The sequence below is a fragment of the uncultured Pseudoteredinibacter sp. genome, assembly GCF_947500695.1.
Classification (GTDB): Bacteria; Pseudomonadota; Gammaproteobacteria; order Pseudomonadales; family Cellvibrionaceae; genus Pseudoteredinibacter.
Map to the genome: position 1 here is coordinate 126,144 of NZ_CANMSS010000006.1, position 20,534 is coordinate 146,677.

16 protein-coding genes are annotated in these 20,534 nt (G+C 45.6%); 9 read left to right on the forward strand and 7 right to left on the reverse strand.

Annotated features, from left to right (window positions below; translation table 11 throughout):
- Nucleotides 1–89: 89 nt before the first annotated feature.
- The 3 genes from Q1A08_RS12510 to glpK all read left to right on the forward strand — a co-directional run bounded on the left by Q1A08_RS12510 (nucleotide 90) and on the right by glpK (nucleotide 4,319).
- The gene (locus tag Q1A08_RS12510; protein WP_299773385.1) at nucleotides 90–686 is read left to right on the forward strand and encodes a LemA family protein; all 597 of its coding nucleotides are present in this window, start codon (nucleotides 90–92) and stop codon (nucleotides 684–686) included.
- A 92-nt stretch (nucleotides 687–778) separates the two neighbouring features.
- Nucleotides 779–2,764 carry a M48 family metallopeptidase gene (locus Q1A08_RS12515; RefSeq protein ID WP_299773387.1) on the forward strand — a complete coding sequence of 662 codons (1,986 nt, stop codon included), beginning with the start codon at nucleotides 779–781 and terminating at the stop codon, nucleotides 2,762–2,764.
- A 73-nt stretch (nucleotides 2,765–2,837) separates the two neighbouring features.
- Entirely contained in the window at nucleotides 2,838–4,319 is a 1,482-nt protein-coding gene (gene glpK / locus Q1A08_RS12520) for a glycerol kinase GlpK (protein ID WP_299773389.1), read from the forward strand.
- A 45-nt stretch (nucleotides 4,320–4,364) separates the two neighbouring features.
- On the opposite strand, the gene Q1A08_RS12525 is transcribed toward glpK, so the two are convergent.
- A complete protein-coding gene (locus tag Q1A08_RS12525) occupies nucleotides 4,365–5,396 on the reverse strand; it encodes a pyridoxamine 5'-phosphate oxidase family protein (protein ID WP_299773391.1) in 1,032 nt (343 codons plus the stop codon).
- A 158-nt stretch (nucleotides 5,397–5,554) separates the two neighbouring features.
- On the opposite strand from Q1A08_RS12525, the gene Q1A08_RS12530 reads away from it, so the two are divergent.
- Nucleotides 5,555–6,577 (forward strand): AraC family transcriptional regulator ligand-binding domain-containing protein, encoded by a 1,023-nt coding sequence (locus tag Q1A08_RS12530; RefSeq protein ID WP_299773393.1) that lies wholly within the window; start codon nucleotides 5,555–5,557, stop codon nucleotides 6,575–6,577.
- Between the two features lie 78 nt (nucleotides 6,578–6,655).
- Here the strand turns inward: Q1A08_RS12530 and Q1A08_RS12535 are convergent, their stop codons facing one another.
- Nucleotides 6,656–7,273, reverse strand: coding sequence for a Yip1 family protein (locus Q1A08_RS12535; protein WP_299773395.1), 618 nt, complete (start codon nucleotides 7,271–7,273; stop codon nucleotides 6,656–6,658).
- Nucleotides 7,274–7,557: 284 nt separating this feature from the next.
- Between Q1A08_RS12535 and cysK the strand changes: the two genes are divergently transcribed.
- The 4 genes from cysK (at nucleotide 7,558) to Q1A08_RS12555 (ending at nucleotide 11,329) form a co-directional block, all read left to right on the forward strand.
- Entirely contained in the window at nucleotides 7,558–8,526 is a 969-nt protein-coding gene (cysK, locus tag Q1A08_RS12540) for a cysteine synthase A (protein WP_299773397.1), read from the forward strand.
- Nucleotides 8,527–8,798: 272 nt separating this feature from the next.
- A complete protein-coding gene (locus tag Q1A08_RS12545) occupies nucleotides 8,799–10,076 on the forward strand; it encodes a diguanylate cyclase (RefSeq protein ID WP_299773399.1) in 1,278 nt (425 codons plus the stop codon).
- 169 nt (nucleotides 10,077–10,245) lie between these two features.
- Nucleotides 10,246–10,569: a hypothetical protein gene (locus tag Q1A08_RS12550; RefSeq protein ID WP_299773401.1), complete on the forward strand. Its 324-nt coding sequence runs from the start codon at nucleotides 10,246–10,248 to the stop codon at nucleotides 10,567–10,569.
- A 73-nt stretch (nucleotides 10,570–10,642) separates the two neighbouring features.
- The gene (locus tag Q1A08_RS12555; RefSeq protein ID WP_299773403.1) at nucleotides 10,643–11,329 is read left to right on the forward strand and encodes a YafY family protein; all 687 of its coding nucleotides are present in this window, start codon (nucleotides 10,643–10,645) and stop codon (nucleotides 11,327–11,329) included.
- Between the two features lie 67 nt (nucleotides 11,330–11,396).
- Here the strand turns inward: Q1A08_RS12555 and Q1A08_RS12560 are convergent, their stop codons facing one another.
- The 3 genes from Q1A08_RS12560 to Q1A08_RS12570 all read right to left on the reverse strand — a co-directional run bounded on the left by Q1A08_RS12560 (nucleotide 11,397) and on the right by Q1A08_RS12570 (nucleotide 16,686).
- Complete coding sequence (locus Q1A08_RS12560) at nucleotides 11,397–12,263, reverse strand: EamA family transporter (protein WP_299773405.1); 867 nt, start codon at nucleotides 12,261–12,263, stop codon at nucleotides 11,397–11,399.
- Nucleotides 12,264–12,430: 167 nt separating this feature from the next.
- Nucleotides 12,431–14,359 carry a TonB-dependent receptor gene (locus tag Q1A08_RS12565; protein WP_299773407.1) on the reverse strand — a complete coding sequence of 643 codons (1,929 nt, stop codon included), beginning with the start codon at nucleotides 14,357–14,359 and terminating at the stop codon, nucleotides 12,431–12,433.
- 239 nt (nucleotides 14,360–14,598) lie between these two features.
- On the reverse strand, nucleotides 14,599–16,686 hold the full coding sequence (locus tag Q1A08_RS12570; protein WP_299773409.1) for a GGDEF domain-containing phosphodiesterase: 2,088 nt from the start codon (nucleotides 16,684–16,686) through the stop codon (nucleotides 14,599–14,601).
- A gap of 509 nt (nucleotides 16,687–17,195) precedes the next feature.
- Between Q1A08_RS12570 and Q1A08_RS12575 the strand changes: the two genes are divergently transcribed.
- A complete protein-coding gene (locus Q1A08_RS12575) occupies nucleotides 17,196–18,914 on the forward strand; it encodes a S41 family peptidase (RefSeq protein WP_299773411.1) in 1,719 nt (572 codons plus the stop codon).
- 308 nt (nucleotides 18,915–19,222) lie between these two features.
- Here Q1A08_RS12575 and Q1A08_RS12580 read toward each other — a convergent pair whose 3' ends face one another.
- The gene (locus Q1A08_RS12580) at nucleotides 19,223–19,540 is read right to left on the reverse strand and encodes a hypothetical protein (protein ID WP_299773413.1); all 318 of its coding nucleotides are present in this window, start codon (nucleotides 19,538–19,540) and stop codon (nucleotides 19,223–19,225) included.
- Nucleotides 19,541–19,617: 77 nt separating this feature from the next.
- The gene (locus tag Q1A08_RS12585; protein WP_299773415.1) at nucleotides 19,618–20,451 is read right to left on the reverse strand and encodes a hypothetical protein; all 834 of its coding nucleotides are present in this window, start codon (nucleotides 20,449–20,451) and stop codon (nucleotides 19,618–19,620) included.
- Nucleotides 20,452–20,534 lie beyond the last annotated feature (83 nt).

A 20,534-nucleotide genomic window follows, 5' to 3' on the forward strand; every position in this document is an offset into this window, starting at 1 on the left:
CTTAACAGACTTAGTTCGTCTAATAAGCATACGGTAAGCCCATAGGCGCCATTAGATTTACTAGCCATTTATTTATATAGGGACCCAATATGGATATCTCAACCATCATCTTTTTAGTTGTTATTGCCGGCCTAATTTTTTATGTAATTGGCTTCTATAACAATCTTGTTAGCTATAAAAATCGCTATGAGAACGGCTTTTCTCAAATCGAAGTTCAACTCAAACGCCGCTATGACCTAATCCCCAATCTAGTGGAAACCGCCAAGGCTTATATGAAGCACGAAAGCGAAACCCTAGAAGCGGTCATCAAAGCCCGTAACGAAGCTATGGGTGGCTTGCAGGCTGCATCGGCCAACCCAGGTGATCTAGCTGCTATGGGCAACCTAGCAGGCGCCGAAGGCGCACTGAGTGGCGCACTGGGCAAATTAAGTGTTGTGATGGAAGCCTACCCAGACCTAAAAGCTAATGAGAATATGATGCAGGTTTCTGAAGAGCTAACCAGCACCGAAAACAAAGTGGCCTTTGCTCGCCAAGCCTTTAACGATGCGGTAACCACTTACAATACCTATAAGCAAACCTTTCCACCGGTATTGTTGGCGGCCACTTTTGGTCACGGCCCAGATGCCAGCTTATTAGAATTTGAAGACAGCGCTGAAATTCAAGCAGCCCCGAAGGTTTCATTTTAAGGGCTTCTTTCTAAAAGCACTTCTTTTGCTAGGCCGTTATCGCGGCCTAGACATACCCCCTCTTTCTTTCACCAGAGAAAAGCATACGAGCAATGAACTTTTTTGAACATCAAGATCGCGCCCGTCGCAACACCAAGAAGCTGGTGTTTTTACTGCTTTTAGCAGTATTAAGCCTGATCGCCATTACCATCGTAATGGTGCTATTTCTGCTGAACTACGGTCAGTTACAAGGTGAAGAAAGCATTGTTCAACATATGCTAAATACCGCTGATGTCGAGCTGATGATTAGTATTGCACTAGGCGTTTTAGCGGTGGTGAGTTTAGGCAGCCTTTATAAACTCAGCCAACTCAGCTCTGGTGGCAAGGTAGTCGCCGAGGCCATGGGCGGGCGCTTGCTCAATATTCAAACCCGCGATGCCGATGAGCGTAGAGTTTTGAATGTTGTTGAAGAAATGGCACTCGCTGGCGGCACTGCCGTACCCCCAGTGTATTTAATTGAAGATGACAGCATCAATGCCTTTGCCGCTGGCTATAAAGGGCAAGATGCGGTTATTGGCATTACTCGTGGCTGCATTAAATTATTAAACCGCGAAGAGCTACAAGGCGTAATCGCACACGAGTTCAGCCATATCTTACACGGTGATATGCGCTTAAATATTCGCTTAGTCGGCATATTGCATGGCATTTTATTGCTCGGTATTGCCGGTTATTATCTTATGCGCAGCGCCGCTTTTAGCGGTGGCGATCGACGCAATAATGGCATGCCTTTGTTAGCACTCGGCTTGGGCTTAATGGTTATTGGCTACTCAGGTACTTTTTTTGGTAACTTAATTAAGTCAGCGGTTAGCCGTCAGCGCGAATACCTTGCTGATTCCTCTGCAGTGCAGTATACCCGTAACCCTTTTGGTATCTCAGGCGCGTTGAAAAAAATTGCCGCGCATAGCCAAGGCTCCATGCTGCAAAATGAACACGCACCTGAATTTAGCCATATGTTTTTTGGCCAAGGCGTAAAGATGGCCTTTGGCAGCATGATGGCGACCCACCCACCCTTAGAAGAGCGCATCCGCCGTATTGAGCCCAATTGGGATGGCAGTTTACCCAAATTAAATTACGGCTACGGTAGCCAGCAAGAAGACGATTCCAGTAGCGATCGCGAAGATAAGCGCAAGGCCATGCTTGGCGCCGCCGTAGCGGTTGGCGCAGCGATTAACGAACAAGGCCGAGCAAGCGCTCAGGCTGCTCAAAGCAAAACGCAAGAGAGTAGCAGTCAACAAGCCAGCGCTATGGATTGCATCGGTGTGCTTTCAGAAGAGCATGTTGAAGCGGCTCAAACTACCCTAGCAGAAATTCCGGATTCTATTCGCGAAGCGGCTCATGAGCCTTTTTCGGCGCGCGCTTTGGTTTACGGTTTATTGTTAGACGCCGATGAGCAGGTACAGGCGGCGCAGTTAAAGCAGTTAAAAGAGAAGGCTCACCCAGCTAGCTTTAAAGCCTTAGAGAAAATTCTAACGGAGCTGCCAAGACTTGATCGCAAATTACACCTACCGATTCTTGACCTGTGTTTGCCAGCGCTAAAGCAGCAATCACCACAGCAGTATCAAATCTTTAAGCGCAATATGATTATCTTGATTCGCGCCGATAAGCATGTGGATATTTTTGAATGGGCCTTATATCGCATTGTTTGTCATGGTTTGGAGCCACAGCGTGATATTTTAAGCCGCTATAAACTCAAGCAAACCCAAGCTGCCAGCCAACTACTGATAAGCGTTATGGCACGCGCTGGCCATGAAGACGAAAACGAAGCGCTGCGCGCCTATGCCGCCGCCGCTAAAGAGCTCGATATCGCCGCAGTTGGCCTATTGCCAGAAAGCCAGATTAATCTACAAATGCTGGATAAAGCGCTAGAGCAGCTAAACCTCTTACGTCCACTGGATAAACCACGCCTACTAAAAGCCATGGCTGCCAGTATTAATCATGACGGTGAAGTCACTGCCACTGAAGCCGAACTATTCCGTGCCATTGCCGACAGTTTAGATTGCCCTATCCCGCCACTATTACAAGGACAGAAGCTGGTTTAAAACTATTTACTCAGACCGGTAGCTTAAGGCGATATTGCAGAGCAAAAGCTAAAACAATAATAAGGAACAGCGCGTGAAAAACTATATTTTATCCATAGACCAAGGCACGACATCGTCTCGTGCCATTGTGTTTAGTAGCCAAGGCGAGGCTATCGCCACCGGCCAAGAAGAGTTCACTCAACACTACCCCAATAACGGTTGGGTCGAGCACAATGCCGATGATATTTGGCAAAGCACCTTACGCAGCTGTCATGCGGCCATCAAAAATGCAGGCATTAGCAGCGATGAGATTTTAGGGATTGGCATCACCAATCAGCGCGAAACCACGATCATTTGGGATCGCGCTACTGGCGAGCCCATTGCCAACGCCATCGTTTGGCAAGATCGTCGTACCAGTGATTATTGCCAACAGCTTCGCAGCCAAGGCCATGAGCAAAGCATCCAAGAAAAAACCGGCTTATTGTTAGACCCTTATTTTTCGGCCAGTAAAATTCGCTGGCTGCTAGACAGTATTCCTGGCGCACGATCCAAAGCCGAAGCCGGCGAGCTGGCCTTTGGTACAGTCGATAGTTTTTTATTGTGGAAGCTGAGCAATGGTAAAGAGCATTCCACCGATGCGACCAATGCTTCGCGCACTATGCTGTTTAATATTCATGAACAATGCTGGGATGAAGAGCTATTAACACTGTTTGACATCCCCCCTAGCCTATTACCCAAAGTGAAAGATTGCGCCGCCGATTATGGCCACAGCGCCAGCGAATTGTTTGGGCAAGAACTACCGATCCTAGGTATTGCTGGCGATCAACAAGCCGCCTTAATTGGCCAGGCCTGTTTTGAACCTGGCATGGCCAAAAGCACCTACGGCACTGGCTGTTTTTTTATGCTCAACACTGGCGAGCAGGCTTTGAATTCCAACAACCGGCTATTAACAACAGTAGCGTATCGCTTACAAGGCAAAACCCATTACGCCTTGGAAGGCAGTATTTTTATTGCCGGTGCCGCCATTCAGTGGCTACGTGACGGCCTGCACTTAATTAGTGATGCCGCCGAAACCGAAGCCCTAGCCAAACAAACTGATAGCGACCACGGCGTGTATTTAGTGCCTGCTTTTACCGGCCTAGGTGCGCCCTATTGGGACCCAGAAGCACGCGGTGCCTTATTTGGTTTAACACGCGACACCGGCATTAAAGAGCTGGTCACCGCCGGCTTAGAATCGGTGTGCTACCAAACCAAAGATTTACAAAAGGCTATGGAAGCCGATGGCCAAAGGCCGGTTAATATTCGCGTGGATGGCGGCATGACCAAAAACAATTGGGTGCTGCAAAAGTTGGCGGATATCTTGGGCGCAACCATCGATCGTCCAAGCTGTGTTGAAACCACCGCCCTAGGTGCCGCCTACCTTGTCGCCCTGCAAGCCGGCGTTTTGGAATCTAGCGAAAGCATCGCTAATTTATGGCAGCTTGATAAGCGCTTTGAAGCTCAGCTTAGCAAGCACGAGCGCGATCGCCGCTATCAAGGCTGGCAAGATGCCGTAAGCCGCGTTCGCAGCCAGTAATCCCAAAATTCGATCCAGATCAAAAGTGCGCTTTCAATTGCGTTTTCAATAAAGAGAGCGCATATCCTTTTTAATCACCCCCGCTACTACAACTTCTGTTAGCTTCGCTTTTAAACCAGTACCACTGATATGCTCATTAAAGGCTTTTGCAAAGCTTCGCAGCTGTGGTTTAGGCATACCCTCGCTGCATGATTTTGCCTTAAGCGTTTTGAGGTCTGCGCTATAAACCCATTCATATGTACAATGCCTGAGTAATAAACCAAGCTTCGCGGGCTTAGAGTTCACACTACTGTTTTTCAATAAACTAGGCGCGGTAGAAATTTCAGCTTCTGCACTAACTCTCAACAAGCGATCGCAGCCGGGAATAATAATCAGCAGTTGCATTTGGGGATTACTCAATACATTACGCAAACTGACCGCCACCTTATTGCCCGGCCGTTCGGGAACAAATAAGGTATTATCATCCAAACGTTGAATAAAGCCGGGTTTATCACCACGAGGCGACAGCTCTAGCTTACCCTGAGCGGAAGACGTTTTTAACAGTGCATAGCTAGCTTTTCCTAGGCTTTCACTAATCGAAGGTTCCTGCTCTTTAGCTGCAGAACATGGAGCAACCTCGGCTAGCTGCGACCAAAGCTCGGCCCTTGCCGCCGCCCTTGCACAATGCAAATAAAGATAATCGATATCCAATACATAGCGGCCACCCTGCTTTCGGGCACCCCCATTAATTCGCAGGCCATGGCCAACACCTGCGATTAAAAAATAAAGACTCAGTCGTAGCGGCTTGCCAGAAAGCCCATAACTTTCATCGAGTGTGATGGCAATTTGCTTATTGCCCAGCAGCTCTAACTTATTGGCTGAAATAATATTTATGCCCTTATCATTACCCCCGAGGGCTGTTTCACTTGTTTGATTATCTTTTGGTGAATAAGCCAGTGCCAGTAAACTGCTGTGTTCAATAATTTCTAAACTTACGGCATCCAACTCGGTTTTTATTCGTTTTTCCATCACGGATGGATAATTTGGAATAATTTTTCTAAGCTGGGCTTCACTATTTATGGCATCTTGTTCAAACATGAGCAACCTCAACTGACAGTCATCGCTAACGTAAATTTTTTTGCTTTTCTTGGATAAACGAAGAGTAAGCTCCAGGCCCTTAAGGCGCTATTGCGATTGGTTGCAGTACACTGGCATTTGGTGTCACCATTAGTCTTTAAGCTTTATGATGAACATTTATGACCTCAGCCAAGCATAAACCGAACCCTTGCATCACAGCCTCAGCCATTGCCGTGATTGATCTTGCCAATGAGTTAATACAGCGAGCCGGCCTAACGTCAGAGGAGTTAATAGAGCTTGGGCCAGAATTTATGGCGGTATACAAGCAGTGGCAGCAGCAAGATAGTATTCAAGAACAGCGGCTCGACGAGCAATTAATCAAACAGCTGTGGCAGTGGGCCGAGAAAAATAGCGAACAAGCTGATCTTGGTCTTGCTATTGGCAGCAAGGTAAACCCAGCAGCCAAAGGTATTCTTGCCAATTGGCTGGCCCAGTGTGAAAGCTTGGCCGATGCCTTTGAGGTTTTTAGCCAGCATATTCATTTACTCAACCCCAATGAGCTGTGGCAAAAAGAAAACACCGAGCATGGCATTAAGCTTAGCTGCCAGTTTTTAGATGCTGACTACCCCTCAATAGCCATAGACCGAAGCCTTGCCGCTATGATGGCCTGGGGCAGCTATTACACAGGTACAGTTTTGAGGTTACAAAAGCTGTGCCTGCAACGGCCAAAACCTAGCAGCCAAAAAAGCTGTGAGGCTTACCACCGCGTATTTGGCTCCAATATTGTTTTTTCCCAGAGTGAAAATGCACTGTATCTTGATAAATCGACTTTTCAGCAGAAGATCCAAAGTGCCAACCCTTATCTTAAAACACTAATAGCCAAACAAGCTGAGCAACTCTCTGTCTCAAAAACAGAGCACAGCTGGAAGCAAGCGCTGCAAATCTTATTGCAAGGTGATCTACAAGAGTTCTGTCATATTGAGCGCGCTTGCCAAAAACTACAGCTCAGCCGCTCGTCTCTTTATCGTCGTTTAAAAGAAGAATCTTGCAGTTTTAGTGAGTTATTAGAAGAAGAACGTATAAGGCGCCTTCAGCAATTAAGCCAAAGCGAGCTTAGCCCAAGCGAAATAAGCAGCCTACTGGGCTTTAGCGACATCACTTCTTACTATCGCTTTAAGAGAAAACATTCCCCGAAAGAATGATAAGCCTGCACCGCTAGCCTTGCAGGCACAAAAAAGGGCGGTAAAAACCGCCCTCAAAATAACCATTTTTCACTGAGATCAGTCAGCGTATACGGGGCCGACCCCCATACTCCACAAAATAACCGAACCCACTCGTACCATTACTAGCATCACTAGGCCCACGGTAACCACCGAAGAGGCGTACATAAAGGCGCGATCTTTATCGATATTCATCAAAATCGGAATACCTTCATAGACTAGGTAAACCGCATAGGCGCCTGCCAGAATGTGAACCACCGAGTAGATCACCGGATCTGGGTATAAGCCCACAATACCTGCTAAAAATACCGGGGTGGTAATATAAACCGCTAAAGCAGTGCCTTCATAGTGACGGCGATCAGCATCATCTGATACACCATATGTTTTCGACATCCAATTAATAAACTCGCCCAACACTAGAACCCCAGCGAGCATGGCGACATAGGTTAAAACACATAACCAGAGGGCGCTCTCGGTGGTAAGCTTAACGGCACTCCCATCGCCGATGCTCCAACCAACCTGAGTGACACCATAAAACATGGAAACACATGGAATAAGTGCCAGAATCGGCACGTGACTGAGAAATACCTGTGCAAATGAGTGACGTTCATTACGAATGGCTTTCCATTCGCTATCCGGGTGAAGCAGAATACCAAGAGTATGTTCCAAAATGGCCATACAGCACTCCTTAATGTTTCTATTATTCTTGTAGGGCTCGATTAAGAGTATTAAAGACTTCGCGCCCAGACACAAATAGGGAATTGAAATTAAAAACCAGCCCAATATTATCTTTAATTATTATGGGAATAGATTGCATGAATGCGCTATGGTTAATAAATGGGGGTTTTCGCTTGCACCCCACCATGAAATTGGATTGAATAAAACTATTGAAATTAACCGTTAAGTCTTAGTGCTTCTGCGATAAAGAAGTCCAAAACTTGGGTCTAGCAAAGGGCAAAACCATGCAAGATATCTTCAGCGATAACTCCAAAACCATCGGCAACACCCCCTTGGTTCGCTTAAATCGCATTACCGATAAAGAGGTGTACGTAAAACTCGAATCCCGTAATCCAGCTGCATCTGTTAAATGCCGTATTGGCTCGAGCATGATCTGGGCCGCCGAAGAAGCCGGCATTTTAAAACCCAACACCACGGTAGTAGAACCCACAAGTGGTAATACCGGCATCGCACTTGCCTTTGTCTGTGCCGCTCGAGGCTATTCTCTGACACTTACCATGCCAGATACCATGAGCCTAGAGCGCCGCAAGCTGATCAAGGCGCTGGGGGCAAACCTAGTGCTTACTCCGGGTGCAGAGGGCATGAAAGGTGCCATCGCCAAGGCCGAAGAGATTTGCCGTAATGATCCTGCTAATACCTGGATGCCTCAGCAGTTTGAAAATCCGGCTAACCCCTTAATTCATGAGAAGACCACTGGCCCAGAGATCTGGAAAGATACCTACGGCAAAGTAGATATTCTGTGCGCTGGCGTAGGTACAGGCGGCACCATCAGCGGTATCAGCCGCTACATCAAAAAAACGGCCGGGAAAGCCATTACAACGGTTGCTGTTGAGCCCGAAGGTTCACCTGTTATTAGCCAAACCATGGCAGGTCAAGACCCGACCCCTTCCCCACATAAAATCCAGGGAATTGGTGCAGGCTTTATTCCGGGTAACTTAGATCTTGATTTGATTGATGAGGTGGAAACCGTAAGCAATGAAGAAGCTATGGCGAACGCTCATCGATTGATGAAAGAAGAAGGTATTTTGGCCGGAATTTCTTGTGGTGCGGCATTAACCGCAGCACTTCGCCAAGCTGAAAAACCCGAAAATATCGGTAAAGTTATTGTGGCCATTTTGCCAGATTCTGGCGAGCGCTATCTATCCAGTCCACTGTTCGACGGCGAATTTGCCGAGCAAGAATTAGAACAGTAATTTATTGGCGTCCAGGTCCATGCCTGGGCGCTAATTGCCTCATCTACAGTAGCTTCCGCGCGATTTAGACCTCACATAAAAAAGGGCCATTCTCTTTGCCATTCCGGCTACGCATTTTTTTCTCTTCAACTATACTGAAAACATCATTTAGCGCTATAGAATTCGCAGCTTAGGCCGAATAAATTATTAGCGTAATATTGCGTGGTCAACCAATGGACGGTGGTCACTAGGGATATAAATAGCAAGGAAGGGTGTAGCAGCAGAGAATAACAATGAAGAAAATTCTAATTATCGAAGATAGCCACACCGTAATGAAAGTGTTGCGCTACTTCGTAAACTTAGAATCCGATTTTATTGGCCTATATGCGAAAAGTTATGGCGAGGCTAAAGAGATTGTTGAGCGCGAAGGTGATCAAATTTTCGCCGCTCTGGTTGACCTTCACCTACCCGATGCCGAAGATGGCGAAGTCGTCGACTACACTCTCGACAAAAAAATCCCCACTATAGTACTAACTTCCAGTTTCGACGAAGAGCGAAGAAAACACTTATTTAGTAAGGGTATTATCGACTACGTTACTAAAGAGGGCCGCTTTTCTTATCGCTATGCCATTGGGCTATTGAACCGCATTTGGCGCAACCAACAAGTTAAAGTGTTGGTCGCAGAGGATTCATCGACTTCTCGTCGCTACATTAGCGATCTACTCAAACTGTACTTATTTGAAGTTTACACCGCCGTCGATGGTCAAGACGCTATCGATATTCTAATGCAGCAGCCCGACATAAAAATGCTAATCACCGATTACCATATGCCCAATATGGATGGTGTACAACTAGTGCGAAACCTACGCAATAAATATGAGAAATCTGATTTAGTCATTATTGGTTTATCAGGTGAAGGCGAGGAAGCCCTATCGGCTAAGTTTATTAAAAACGGTGCTAACGATTTTTTGCATAAACCATTTAATCGTGAAGAGTTTCAGTGCCGGGTAATGCACAATATCGAAGCCATGGAGCACTTAGAGCAGGCTCGCAATACTGCCAACCGCGACTTCCTAACTGGCGCCTATAATCGACGTTATTTTTTCACCAATGCCAGCTGTGTTCACAAACAAGCTAAGACAGAAAACACTCCCCTCGCCGTTGCCGTGCTAGACATCGATTTTTTCAAAAAAATTAACGATACCTATGGCCACGATGTAGGTGATGGCGTATTAAAGTTTTTCTCTAAAGCACTTAATGAAGCCCTTGAGCGTTTTATCGTGGCTCGTGCTGGCGGTGAAGAATTTTTCGTATTAATGCCCGGATTAAATAACCAACAAGCTTGCACCTTGATGGATAAAGTGCGGGAAATTATTTCCCATAGCCCCATCGAAATTGACAACAATACCCTAACCATCAGCTTTAGTACTGGCATCTCCAATATCTATATGGATAGCATCGATGCCCAGCTAAAAGTAGCCGATGAAGCGCTTTATAAGGCCAAGGAATCGGGCCGTAACTGTGTTATTGGTGACAGCATTGAGCAACAAGTAATGGCAGCGGACGGTTAGCCGTTGCCCCAACCCGCCACTTAAATCCGCTCCGGCAGCTCTGCTGCTCATTCACGGGCCATCCTGCAACTCCTGTAACGTGCTACTGACAGAGCTTGTCAGCACCACCAGCTTATTATCTCTACTCGGGCACTGCCCTTTCTTCTACCCTCAAAAAACTGGAGATAGCATGCAAAATTCTGTGATTGAATTAGTGACTTTTCGTTGCAAAGAAGGCGTTGGCAGCGATGCCATGAGCAGCACCGCCAATGCCATGGAGGCTTTTTTACACGCCCAGGCAGGTTTTATTTATCGCTCCTTAAGCTGCGATGAAGACGGCCTTTGGCACGATATTGTGTATTGGAAAAACCTAGAAGCAGCCCAGCAAGCCAGTGAAAATTTTATGCAAAATACACTCTGCCAAGATATGATGGCCCATATTGATACTGACACGGTGCGCGTGCGCCATATGCAGGCCTGTAGTGAAATTATGTCGCTAGCCGAATCCGCTTAAGTATAAGCGACTCTTCTATATCGACAATAACTGGATAGCTAGATAACAAGGCCTGTAAACATTAGCCCAAACCATGAATAAAGCCGAACGCCTGCTAAAACTGCTGACCCTTTTACAAAGCCGAAGACGCGCTATTACCGCCGCCTCTTTGGCCGAAAAACTGAATGTGTCAGAGCGCACGATTTATCGCGATATACAGGCGCTCGAGCTCTCAGGCGTGCCTATCAGCGGTGAAGCTGGGGTTGGCTATATGTTGCAGGCGGGCAGCACATTGGCACCGCTTATGTTTAATGAATCAGAGCTAGAAGCCCTTATTCTGGGCGTGCGCATGGTACAGGCTTGGGGCGATAGTGGGCTGGCAGAGTCAGCCGATCAAGCATTAGATAAGATCAAAGCCATCCTGCCCGATCGCCAGCATTATTTACACAGCATTGCTGAAGAAACCCTGATCGTACCGGATTTTGAACAGGGCAATAGCACCCAATACAGCCAAGAGCTACGCCAAGCCATCAAGCAGCGCGAGAAGCTGGACATTCATTATCAAGATGAAAAACAAGCTACCAGCGAACGCACCATTTGGCCCTTGGGCCTAGTTTACTGGGGCAAGGTTTGGACGCTAGTGAGCTGGTGTGAGCTACGCGACGATTACCGCAGCTTTCGTATCGATAGAATACAAAAGCTGGCCGGCGCCAATGCTCATTTTGAGGCTTCTGATGAGATCAGTTTGAAGAACTATTTATCGCGCTTTAAAGAACATTAATCAAAGAACACTGATCAAAGAACACTGATCAAAGAACACTGATCAAAGAGCACGAATATAGATTTAGTTAGCTCGCCCTACGACGCCCCAACAACAAAGCAAAGCCAATCAAAACCGCCCCCAAGCCCAAGCGTGTTAGCTCTTCTACCGTGCCGCCTTTTGCTTCGGCAAAAATAAACAGCGAAGCAAACATAGCCAGCGGCACTACGGCATTGTTAAAGGCTGCCAATATGCCGGTAGTCGTTAAAGTAGCGCCCTTGTTCCACATAAAAAAGCCAAGGCCCGAAGCCACTAGGCCCAAGTAGAGCAATACCGCCCACTGCTGCGCATTCGCCTCAAGGGGAATTGGCCCCTTGCCAGAGATAAGAGCAGCCGCAAAGGCGGTAAATAAAGCCCCTCCCAAATACAGCCAAGCAAAAACTGCACTATGCGCTAGCTCTGGGCGAGCCTGCTTCCAATCGCGATAAGCCACCTGTCCAAAGGCAAAAGCTAGATTGGCTATTTGTATCAGCGCAAAGCCCAGCCAAATATCGGCACCTTCGGTATTTTGCGCTTTAATCACCGCCGCACCGGCCACCGATAAAGCCGCCGCCAATATATAGTCGATCGAAAAGTAACGCTTACGCAGGCTATCGATAATCACAATATACAGCGGGGTTAGTACTGTAAACAGCGCCACCAAATGAGAAGGCAAATAGCGAAACGAAGACAGCAAGCAGGTATACATCACACCATATTGAATGGCGCCGATGGCAATAAGCTGCCACTTTTCTTGCCTATCAGTTTGCTGCCATTTTAAAAAGGGTAAAAACACCAACAGCGCCAACATTAAGCGCACATCCGCTACCTGCAATGGGTCAATACCTTTTAAGGCATTGCCTATTAAACCGAAGGAAAAAGCCCAAATCAGAGAGGTGATAGCAAGATAGTGCATAGAGAGTTTTCTAAAATCTACTGTTGATAGTTAAAGTGCTTTCGCAGCCATGGCTGAGCCATAGACAAAAGAAAAAAGAAAAAAGAAAAAAGAATCCAAAAAAGCAAAAACGTGAGCTTAAGACAACAACTTCGCCTTTAGCTCACGCTGTCATCAGCTATATAAACTTACCAACGATAAGTCACACCAAGAGAGTACTGATCGCCACGGCCCGGTGTGCCTGGCACTTCTTCAAAGGATTCATCCCACAGATTATCCACGGCAAATTTCACCTCTAAGCCTTCTAACTGCTCGGGGAAGTAGCTGGCGGTTAGATGGGTGAAGAAGGCATCGTCATCGCCATTGCGCAGAGCGTTTTCCTGCTGCTGGCGCCATTCATTATCGATACGCAGCTCGATGCCATCCACTGGGCGCCAAATGGCCGCTAGGGTAAAGCGGTGATCTGGGTAGTTTAAGGCGTAGAAGCTGGCATCCACATCGGCGCTGCCTCCAGTCATAGCATAGTCTTCCGATTTATTCAGATGAGTATAACTGGCTACAATATCGGCCGTATCAAAACGCTTGGTCGCGATAAGCTCGATACCCAAAGTTTCAATATCCACCGGATTGGCCGAGCGTGCCGATGTGCTATCAAAGCTATAAGTCCAATCGGTCAGCTCATTATCCCAACGATAAAATAGCGCTGCATCTAGGCTCCAGCTTAGGCGATCTAGCACCATACCCAACTCTAGGTTTTTGGTTCTTTCACGGCCAAGGTCATGGTTACTGCGGAACAAGCCACCGGTTTCGCTGCCACCAATAGCGGTGTAACCAACCACTTGGCTAGCTTCGGCATAGGATAAATAGAAGGTCTCAGAGCTGGCATCGCTGTGATTAATTAACCAGTGAATATCCGCAATGGCCGAAACCTGGGATTCATCACGATTGGTTTTATCAAAGGCTGCCCCCAAACGCAGTTTTAATTGCTGATCATCTTGCAGGGCAATTTGATATTCAGGCAATACACTTAACTTCATATAACGGCGCGAGGTGAAGTTTTGCTCAAGCGTGGTGGAATCGATGGAATCTGCCGTAAACTGCGCCGAATAATTTAGGGCTAAGGCCTCATCCAAACCATGACGACCCGATACGGCCAATGCTTTTACTGCGGTTTTATGAAAAGCCTGGAAAGCCGTTGGTCGCTCGCGTGAGAAAATATAATGATCGCTATTACGGCGATAATAAGCCGAAACTTCAAAGCTGTTCTGTTGGCCATTTGCTGCACTGCCATAGTTTTGCTGATGATTAAACATCAACAATTTTGTTTCTAAATCTTCGGTTTCATTTACGCCAAATGGGGTGTACATATTTGGCCAACCAAAGAATTTACTTTGATAACCAAAAAATAAATCGGTTTGGGAATCATCACCCAATAACTGAACGCGACCCGATGCGCGATCATAATCGTGATCGCCGTGCTCGATGCTGCCATCGCTTTCTGAGCGGGAGTATTCCGCTTCTAAGCCCAAGGTCCAATCTTCAGCCGAATCCAGCTCGGTTGTCATAGCGCTGTGTACGCGCTGTACATTTAAGGCATTGTTTCCTGCTGCAGCCGATACGCTGCCACCAGCACGCACTGGCAACCAGGCGTAAGAGATGCTGCCTACGGAGCTGTTTACGCCATATAGGGCGTTATCGGCACCGGTTAAGACATCGGGTTTGCTCAGCATTTCTGGGGCAATGGGAATCTCGGCAAAATAGTGACCGGTTTGCGGGTCAATCAAGGTGGCGCTGCCGATGCGAAAGCCGGTGCTTTCAAAGATGCCGCCACGAATGGTGACATCGGCCTGGGCCTCGGCCATATTGCGCGATTGCAAATCAATACGCGGATCGTATTCTAAATTGGATATCGGTGAGCTATAGGTGCCCACTGGTTGATTGTTGGCGGTCATTACGCCCTGCACAATCACTTGCTCTAGTTTTGAGTTGTCTTGCTTGTTGGCTTCGCTATTGGCTTTTTCAGCGACATTCTGGGCGGCCAAGCTTAAGCTGCTGCTTAGTGCAGCAACACTTAATACGCTGCCATAAAGGGCCGCGTTACGTACAAAAGCTGTCATCCTGCTCTCTTCCTACTTCTCTTTGCTTGTGGTTAACCAGTGATTATCACTGGGTTAACGGCGCAGGATTGTACATGATTGGTTATGGATGAAGTAGGAAATTTGATAATAATTCGCAAATAGCCTGGTATTGGTGGTATTTATAATGGTTGAAATTTGAGCAGACATTTAGAGTTTGATTGCACTAGATATTCTATCTGTAATGTAACAAGAGCCACATATGGGTATATCGATAAGCTCTAGCAGGCTACTAGTTTAGGTTTATCAAAATAATACCCTTGCTGGTAATCTACCCCCATATCACAAAGCTGTTCACTAATAATTTGGTTTTCCACAAACTCAGCTGTGACCTTAAGCCCAATAGTATGAGCAATCGACACGATAGAGCCGACAACGGCCAGGTGCTTTTCATTCTCGCAAATATCCTTAATTAAAGAGCCGTCAATTTTAAGGATATCAACCGGAATCTTAGTCAAGTAATCGAAGTTAGAATAACCACTACCGAAATCATCAATGGCGATTAGACAGCCATACTTTTTTAAATCTTCCACAAAACGAAGAAACAATAAGCTATCCATATCTAAACTTTGAGACTCGACTAGCTCGAAAGTAATTAAAGGACCTAAACCTGTCTTTTCCAACAAAGCAAATATCAGCTGACAAGTAACATCGTTGTAGATATCGTTCCGCTCGATGTTAATGGACACTCTATTCTGTGTATTCGCACAATAAGCAAAGACCTTACGAATCACAATCTGACTAATTGGATCATACAAGCGCGCCTTTCTGGCGTAATCCAGGAATTTATCTGGTGAGATATAGCTGCCTTCCCCTTCTTTATAGCGCAACAACATTTCAGTTGAATATTCTTCACCACTCGAATGACAGATTTTTTGCCCAAACATCTCAAAACTTTCAAGGCGAATCGCACTACTAATCTTTTGAATCCAAGCCAATGAGCTCAATATATTATCTTGCAAGCGATCGTTTCTCTGGAACACAGTCAGCGGCAAGTCGCTCTTACAGGCATAATCAAGTGCAAGGGATGCATTATTGAATGCTCTTTCTGATTCAACCTCTGTTGACACGCCAAAAGTTGTAGAAAGTGATATCTCAGCACCATGCGCACTGAATTTTCGGCTCTTTATATTTTCAGCAATAGACAAGCAAAAAGTAGGCAAATCCACTTTTCCCATTAGCGAATTCACTAAAAATGCAAACCTGTCTACTCCCACACGATATATACTAATTTCTGGAGTTAAGTTTGATTTAAAGAAATCGGACAAGCTCATAAGTAAATCAAGATAATCTCCGTGGGAGTAAATTCCTTGAATATCGTTCAACTCATTAACTTGGCATATCGCCAATTCACTGCCAGCACCGACAGAGATTTCATCTAAAAGCTTGGCTTTGTTACCCAGCTTCGTTTCAGAATCTGAAAGACTGGATAAGATAATATTTTCTTTTTCGTAAAGTTCAGTAATATCATGTCTAATCGATATAAATTCTTCGATTTCATTATTGCGGTTCAAAATTGGAGTGATCGTACTCGACACATAGTAGGATTTTCCGGTTTTGGTTCTATTCTGAATTACACCCTGCCAAACATCCCCCCGCATAATAGTTTTCCAAAGCTCTCGAAAAATTTCACGTGGCATTTCTGGATGATTGATCATCTTATGAGTATTGCCAATCAGCTCATCCCTGCTGTAACCAGAGACCTTACAAAAGTAGTCATTTACGTAAGTAATTACACCTTTCGGGTCTGTCTTAGATACAATTGCACTCATATCTAGAGCGCGCTTATGTTGATGTAAAAGCTCATACTCGGTAGAACTTGATTTTGTACTTGCAGGCTTAGCCTCTACCAAGCCCTTCGCACTGCTTACCGTCTCATCAAGAGTATTTACCAGCTCCCAGAATACGTCCTTATAATCTGCAAAGGTGAATATTTGAGCAAAAAAAACTTCTTCATTATTTGTTGAAATATCGGTTAAGCAAACGAATACTCTTCTCAGCTTGCTGGTAACTGTTTGATGAACCCAATAGAAGTGATGTGAGCCGTATTGGCGGCTTTGGGCAAACATCTGCTTTTCTTTGTCATGAGACCGTGAACCATCGGGTTGATAAACAGGTGATAGCTCGCTGGGGTGAGTAGCCAGGCAATCTTGAAATGAATTTAGCTCAAAGAATTCAACTGCTGCTTGATTACAATCTGCTATTTTGTTGCCTGATAAGATAAATATTGGGTCTTTGCTTTTTTTAAATATGTCGTGCCATTTATCCGTAACACTCGGGGAGTTAAATCCTTTATGCCCATCAGTCATAAGTCACCCACTTTACCCTTCGAAAAGAACCCTCACAAAGAAGCCTAGATCTATATTAAGTTTAGTTCCTATGCCGCGACAAACAAGGCAACTTTAGCGGTATTTTGGGCTAATTTCGTAGTAATATGAGCCGCAATTGAGAAATGCTATCGAATAAGACAAACACAGCCAGATTGCGCACCAAAAGGATGCAACCAAGGGTTAGCTAATCCTATATTGAGCTATGGGTAGCTTAACGGTCCTTATGTTGAAACTCTGGTGTCGATGGCTGTTTCAGAACTAATTCCTTATATGTACATCCATCACCAATTAGATGGATTAAGGGATGTAACAGACACATAAACATCAGTATTTACTGAGTTTTTAACGGTATAGAGCCTCTAAGGATAATAACCTGAACTTGCAATAGTGAGAGATCAATAAATAGGGCTATATAGACGTGTGGCATCTATATTCAGCCTGAAAATAACGAACAGATAACTAGCATTAACCATAAAAGGATTTAGCCAATGAAGGCCTTTGCCAAGCTTATACTCCCCTGTTTTTTCCTCTTTTCTAATTTTTTATATGCAGAAACCAATAACAACATCAGCTCTGAGGGGGCTTACGATAAAGCCCAGGCCATGCGCAGTAGCGCTTATAAATTTATAGACGCTAACAAGATTCAAAAATCGGAAGAGACTTTAGAAGCAGCCTTAAATTTTGTGCGTCAGCCTGACATTGTAGCGATGTACCAAGAGAACCAATATTTGGCTGGAAGGCAGTGGGATATTTTGCGAGATTTAATCATTGTAAACGCCTTGCAACAGGATAAACCAAACGCCTTAAGCTATCTACGACAGTTAACAAAAGCAAAAAAGTCACTTGCTCGCATCGCAAAGGATGAAGATGTCGCTGCGTTGCTAGCCGAAGAGACTTTATTTGTAAACGCCGTGAAGGCCGAAAAAGCCTGGGCACGCATTCAAGCCAACGATGGATTAAGCAGCCCCTATACAGAAAACCTAAGCGATGCCGAAAAAATTGCTGGCCTATCTACTATTTGGTCAGAAGCCAAACACGGCTTTGTCTATTTTGATCAAGTACCCAGTTTAGATTGGGACAAGCTTTACCAAAACACGATCCCTAAGGTGTTAAACACCCAAAGCACTCTAGCCTATTACCGTGAGCTGGAGCGGTTTATCGCACAACTTAAAGATAGCCACAGCGATATTAGCTACCCCAAAGCTTTAAGAAGCAAAGCCTATTCACGCCCACCCTTTAGAACCCGCCTAATTGAAGACAAGGTGATTGTTACTGATATATACAGTAAGAGCTTGGGCGAACTCGGTATCGCGATTGGTGATGAACTACTAGAAATAGAGGGGCAAGCGGTTCACCAGTACGCTACTGAACATAAAAAGCCCTTCAACAGTAGCTCGACTCTGCAAGATTTAGAGGTTAGAACCTATCGCTATACACTGCTTTCAGGGGATAGCGAAAAAAACTTAAATATAAAGCTCAAAAAGGCTGACGGTAGCCACAAAAACCTATCTGTACCTCGAGAAGGCTATAGCGATACCCGCTATCCAGAAGCTAATGAGTTTACTCTGCTAGAAAGTGGCATCGCTTACTTCCGCACAAACTCTTTCGCTTCCAACAAAGCCGCCGAACACTTTAAAAACATCTTGCCGCAACTTAAAAACGCCAAGGGTTTAATTATTGATGTTCGCCAAAATGGCGGCGGCTCTAGCACCGTTGGCTTTCGCATATTGCAGTACTTAACCGATAAAGCAGTTAGCGGCTCATACTCCTACTCACGCCTTAACCAACCCGTAAGAAAAGCCTGGGGCGATAACAGAACCCACTGGAAAGATCTAGGCGGCAATGACTTATACCGCACGGCCAAAAAACAATTTGATAAGCCCGTTATGGTACTCGCCGGCCCACAGAGCTTTTCCGCTGCTGAAGATTTTTTAGTCGCCTTTAAACAACTCCAACGTGGCCTAATCATCGGCGAAACCAGCGCCGGCAGCAGCGGCCAACCATTAGTATTTGAATTGCCCGGCGGGGGCTCGGCTAGAGTCTGTGTAAAACGCGACCAGTATAGTAATGGTGACGACTGGGTGGGCGTGGGTATAGCACCGGATATTGTGGTGAAGGAGAGTGTTGAGGATGTGAGGGCTGGGGTTGATGTGGTTTTAGATGCGGCTGAGGAAAAAGTTTTAGAGGGGTTCAGGGCAAGGAATTGACATTGTATGGAGCTTGCCGCTTTCAGCCCTCACTAGCCTTGGCTTGGAACGCTCTTAAACCATCCAAGGCGCTCGACTTCGCAGCATGGATTCGCACCATCCGGATGCTCAGCCTTCGGCCAAGCCCAAATCTCCTCCAAGGAGATTTGTCATGCTGCTCTACGGTTCCTGGCCAGGCTAGTGAGGGTTGAAAGCTGCATTGGGGTTCTAAACAAGTGCTCTTGTAGATTTTGACTGCTATTTTGATATGAATAATGATCAACATATTGATATCGGACAGCTTCTTGATGCACAAATTGACAACCTTGCTACATCTCATCGATAGGCTCTACTAACCATTGCTTATTATCTAAATAGGCTAAGTAACCAGGCTTTAAATCCTTGAATTCAGCTATCCATGGAAATTTCGTAAACAAGCAGCCCATACACACAACCATTCCATCATCGGCATCATCAGTGGTGTTGCACATAAACTGCCAATCACCGTCTTTCCAATGAAGAACCTCTACAATAGGCTGCTCATCGTTCATGACAAACTTAGTAGTAACCACTCCAACATTCTCATCAAAATCAAACGGCCAGTCTTCTGGGTCGAATGAGTGTTTATGTTCTTGTACTTTTTGCATAGTAAAAATTAGAATTTAAATTCCCGACCGACCAATACCAAACACTTCGCAGATTATTGTAAAAGCAAGCACTTACGTCAGTACACATCAATGATCTTAAAATTTTGATCCGCCTCTGACCACTCTACTACTGTGGTATCACCCACTTCAGGAAAGTTTTCGATAACGCTTCGCCCTTCAAGTCCTCTTAAGAACTCACCTTTAGAAGGCGCTACCACAAAGCGGGTTGATTTAACTTCTATACCATTAACAAATAGTGTAAAAGTATGCTCACCCGCACCATAGATATTCCAGTTAACAACGCCGCCATATCCCGTATTTGAATCCGATTGAGACGAACAAACACTGTTGGTATCAGGGCGGGATGAGCCATAAGGCAAGCGATACAATGGGCCTGTGCCATCAATTTGATATTCAACTCGCGGTGAATTTCCCGCTAATGAACAAACCCAACCACGAATAACACCAACACCACTGACTACCTGATCTTGTTTCGGTGTTTCCGCGTTAAACTGTACCGCAAACTCTCCCGAAGCTTGGTAAATATACAGCTGACTCGTATATTCATTACTCCTGTCGACATCTCTAGAGGTTACGGTATACATGCCGCCCGGCAGAGGGCCAAGCGTTGAACTAGTGAGCGCCACAAGAGTTGGCATTGGATCTAACTCCGCACAAGTGCCCGAGTCCGCATCATCCGCCAAATTTAATTCAACATCGATATCAAACCCATCCACCGTAACGGTATGCTGGTACTTATCTATGCAAGATGTCCTAGACTGCACATAAATAGTTTGCAGCTCAAAGGGGTGATTGCTGAAGATAACCGTCGGGGTAGTTGCTATTTCTATGCTGGTTTGGGCATTAACAGACAGCGGAAGAAGTAAGGGAAGAAGATACTGCTTTTGCATTTTAAATCCTTTTATTGAATAACTTTGATTAACACCTCAAGAACTCGTTACGTTGTGACGAAGACTCACTTTTAACGGTCCGC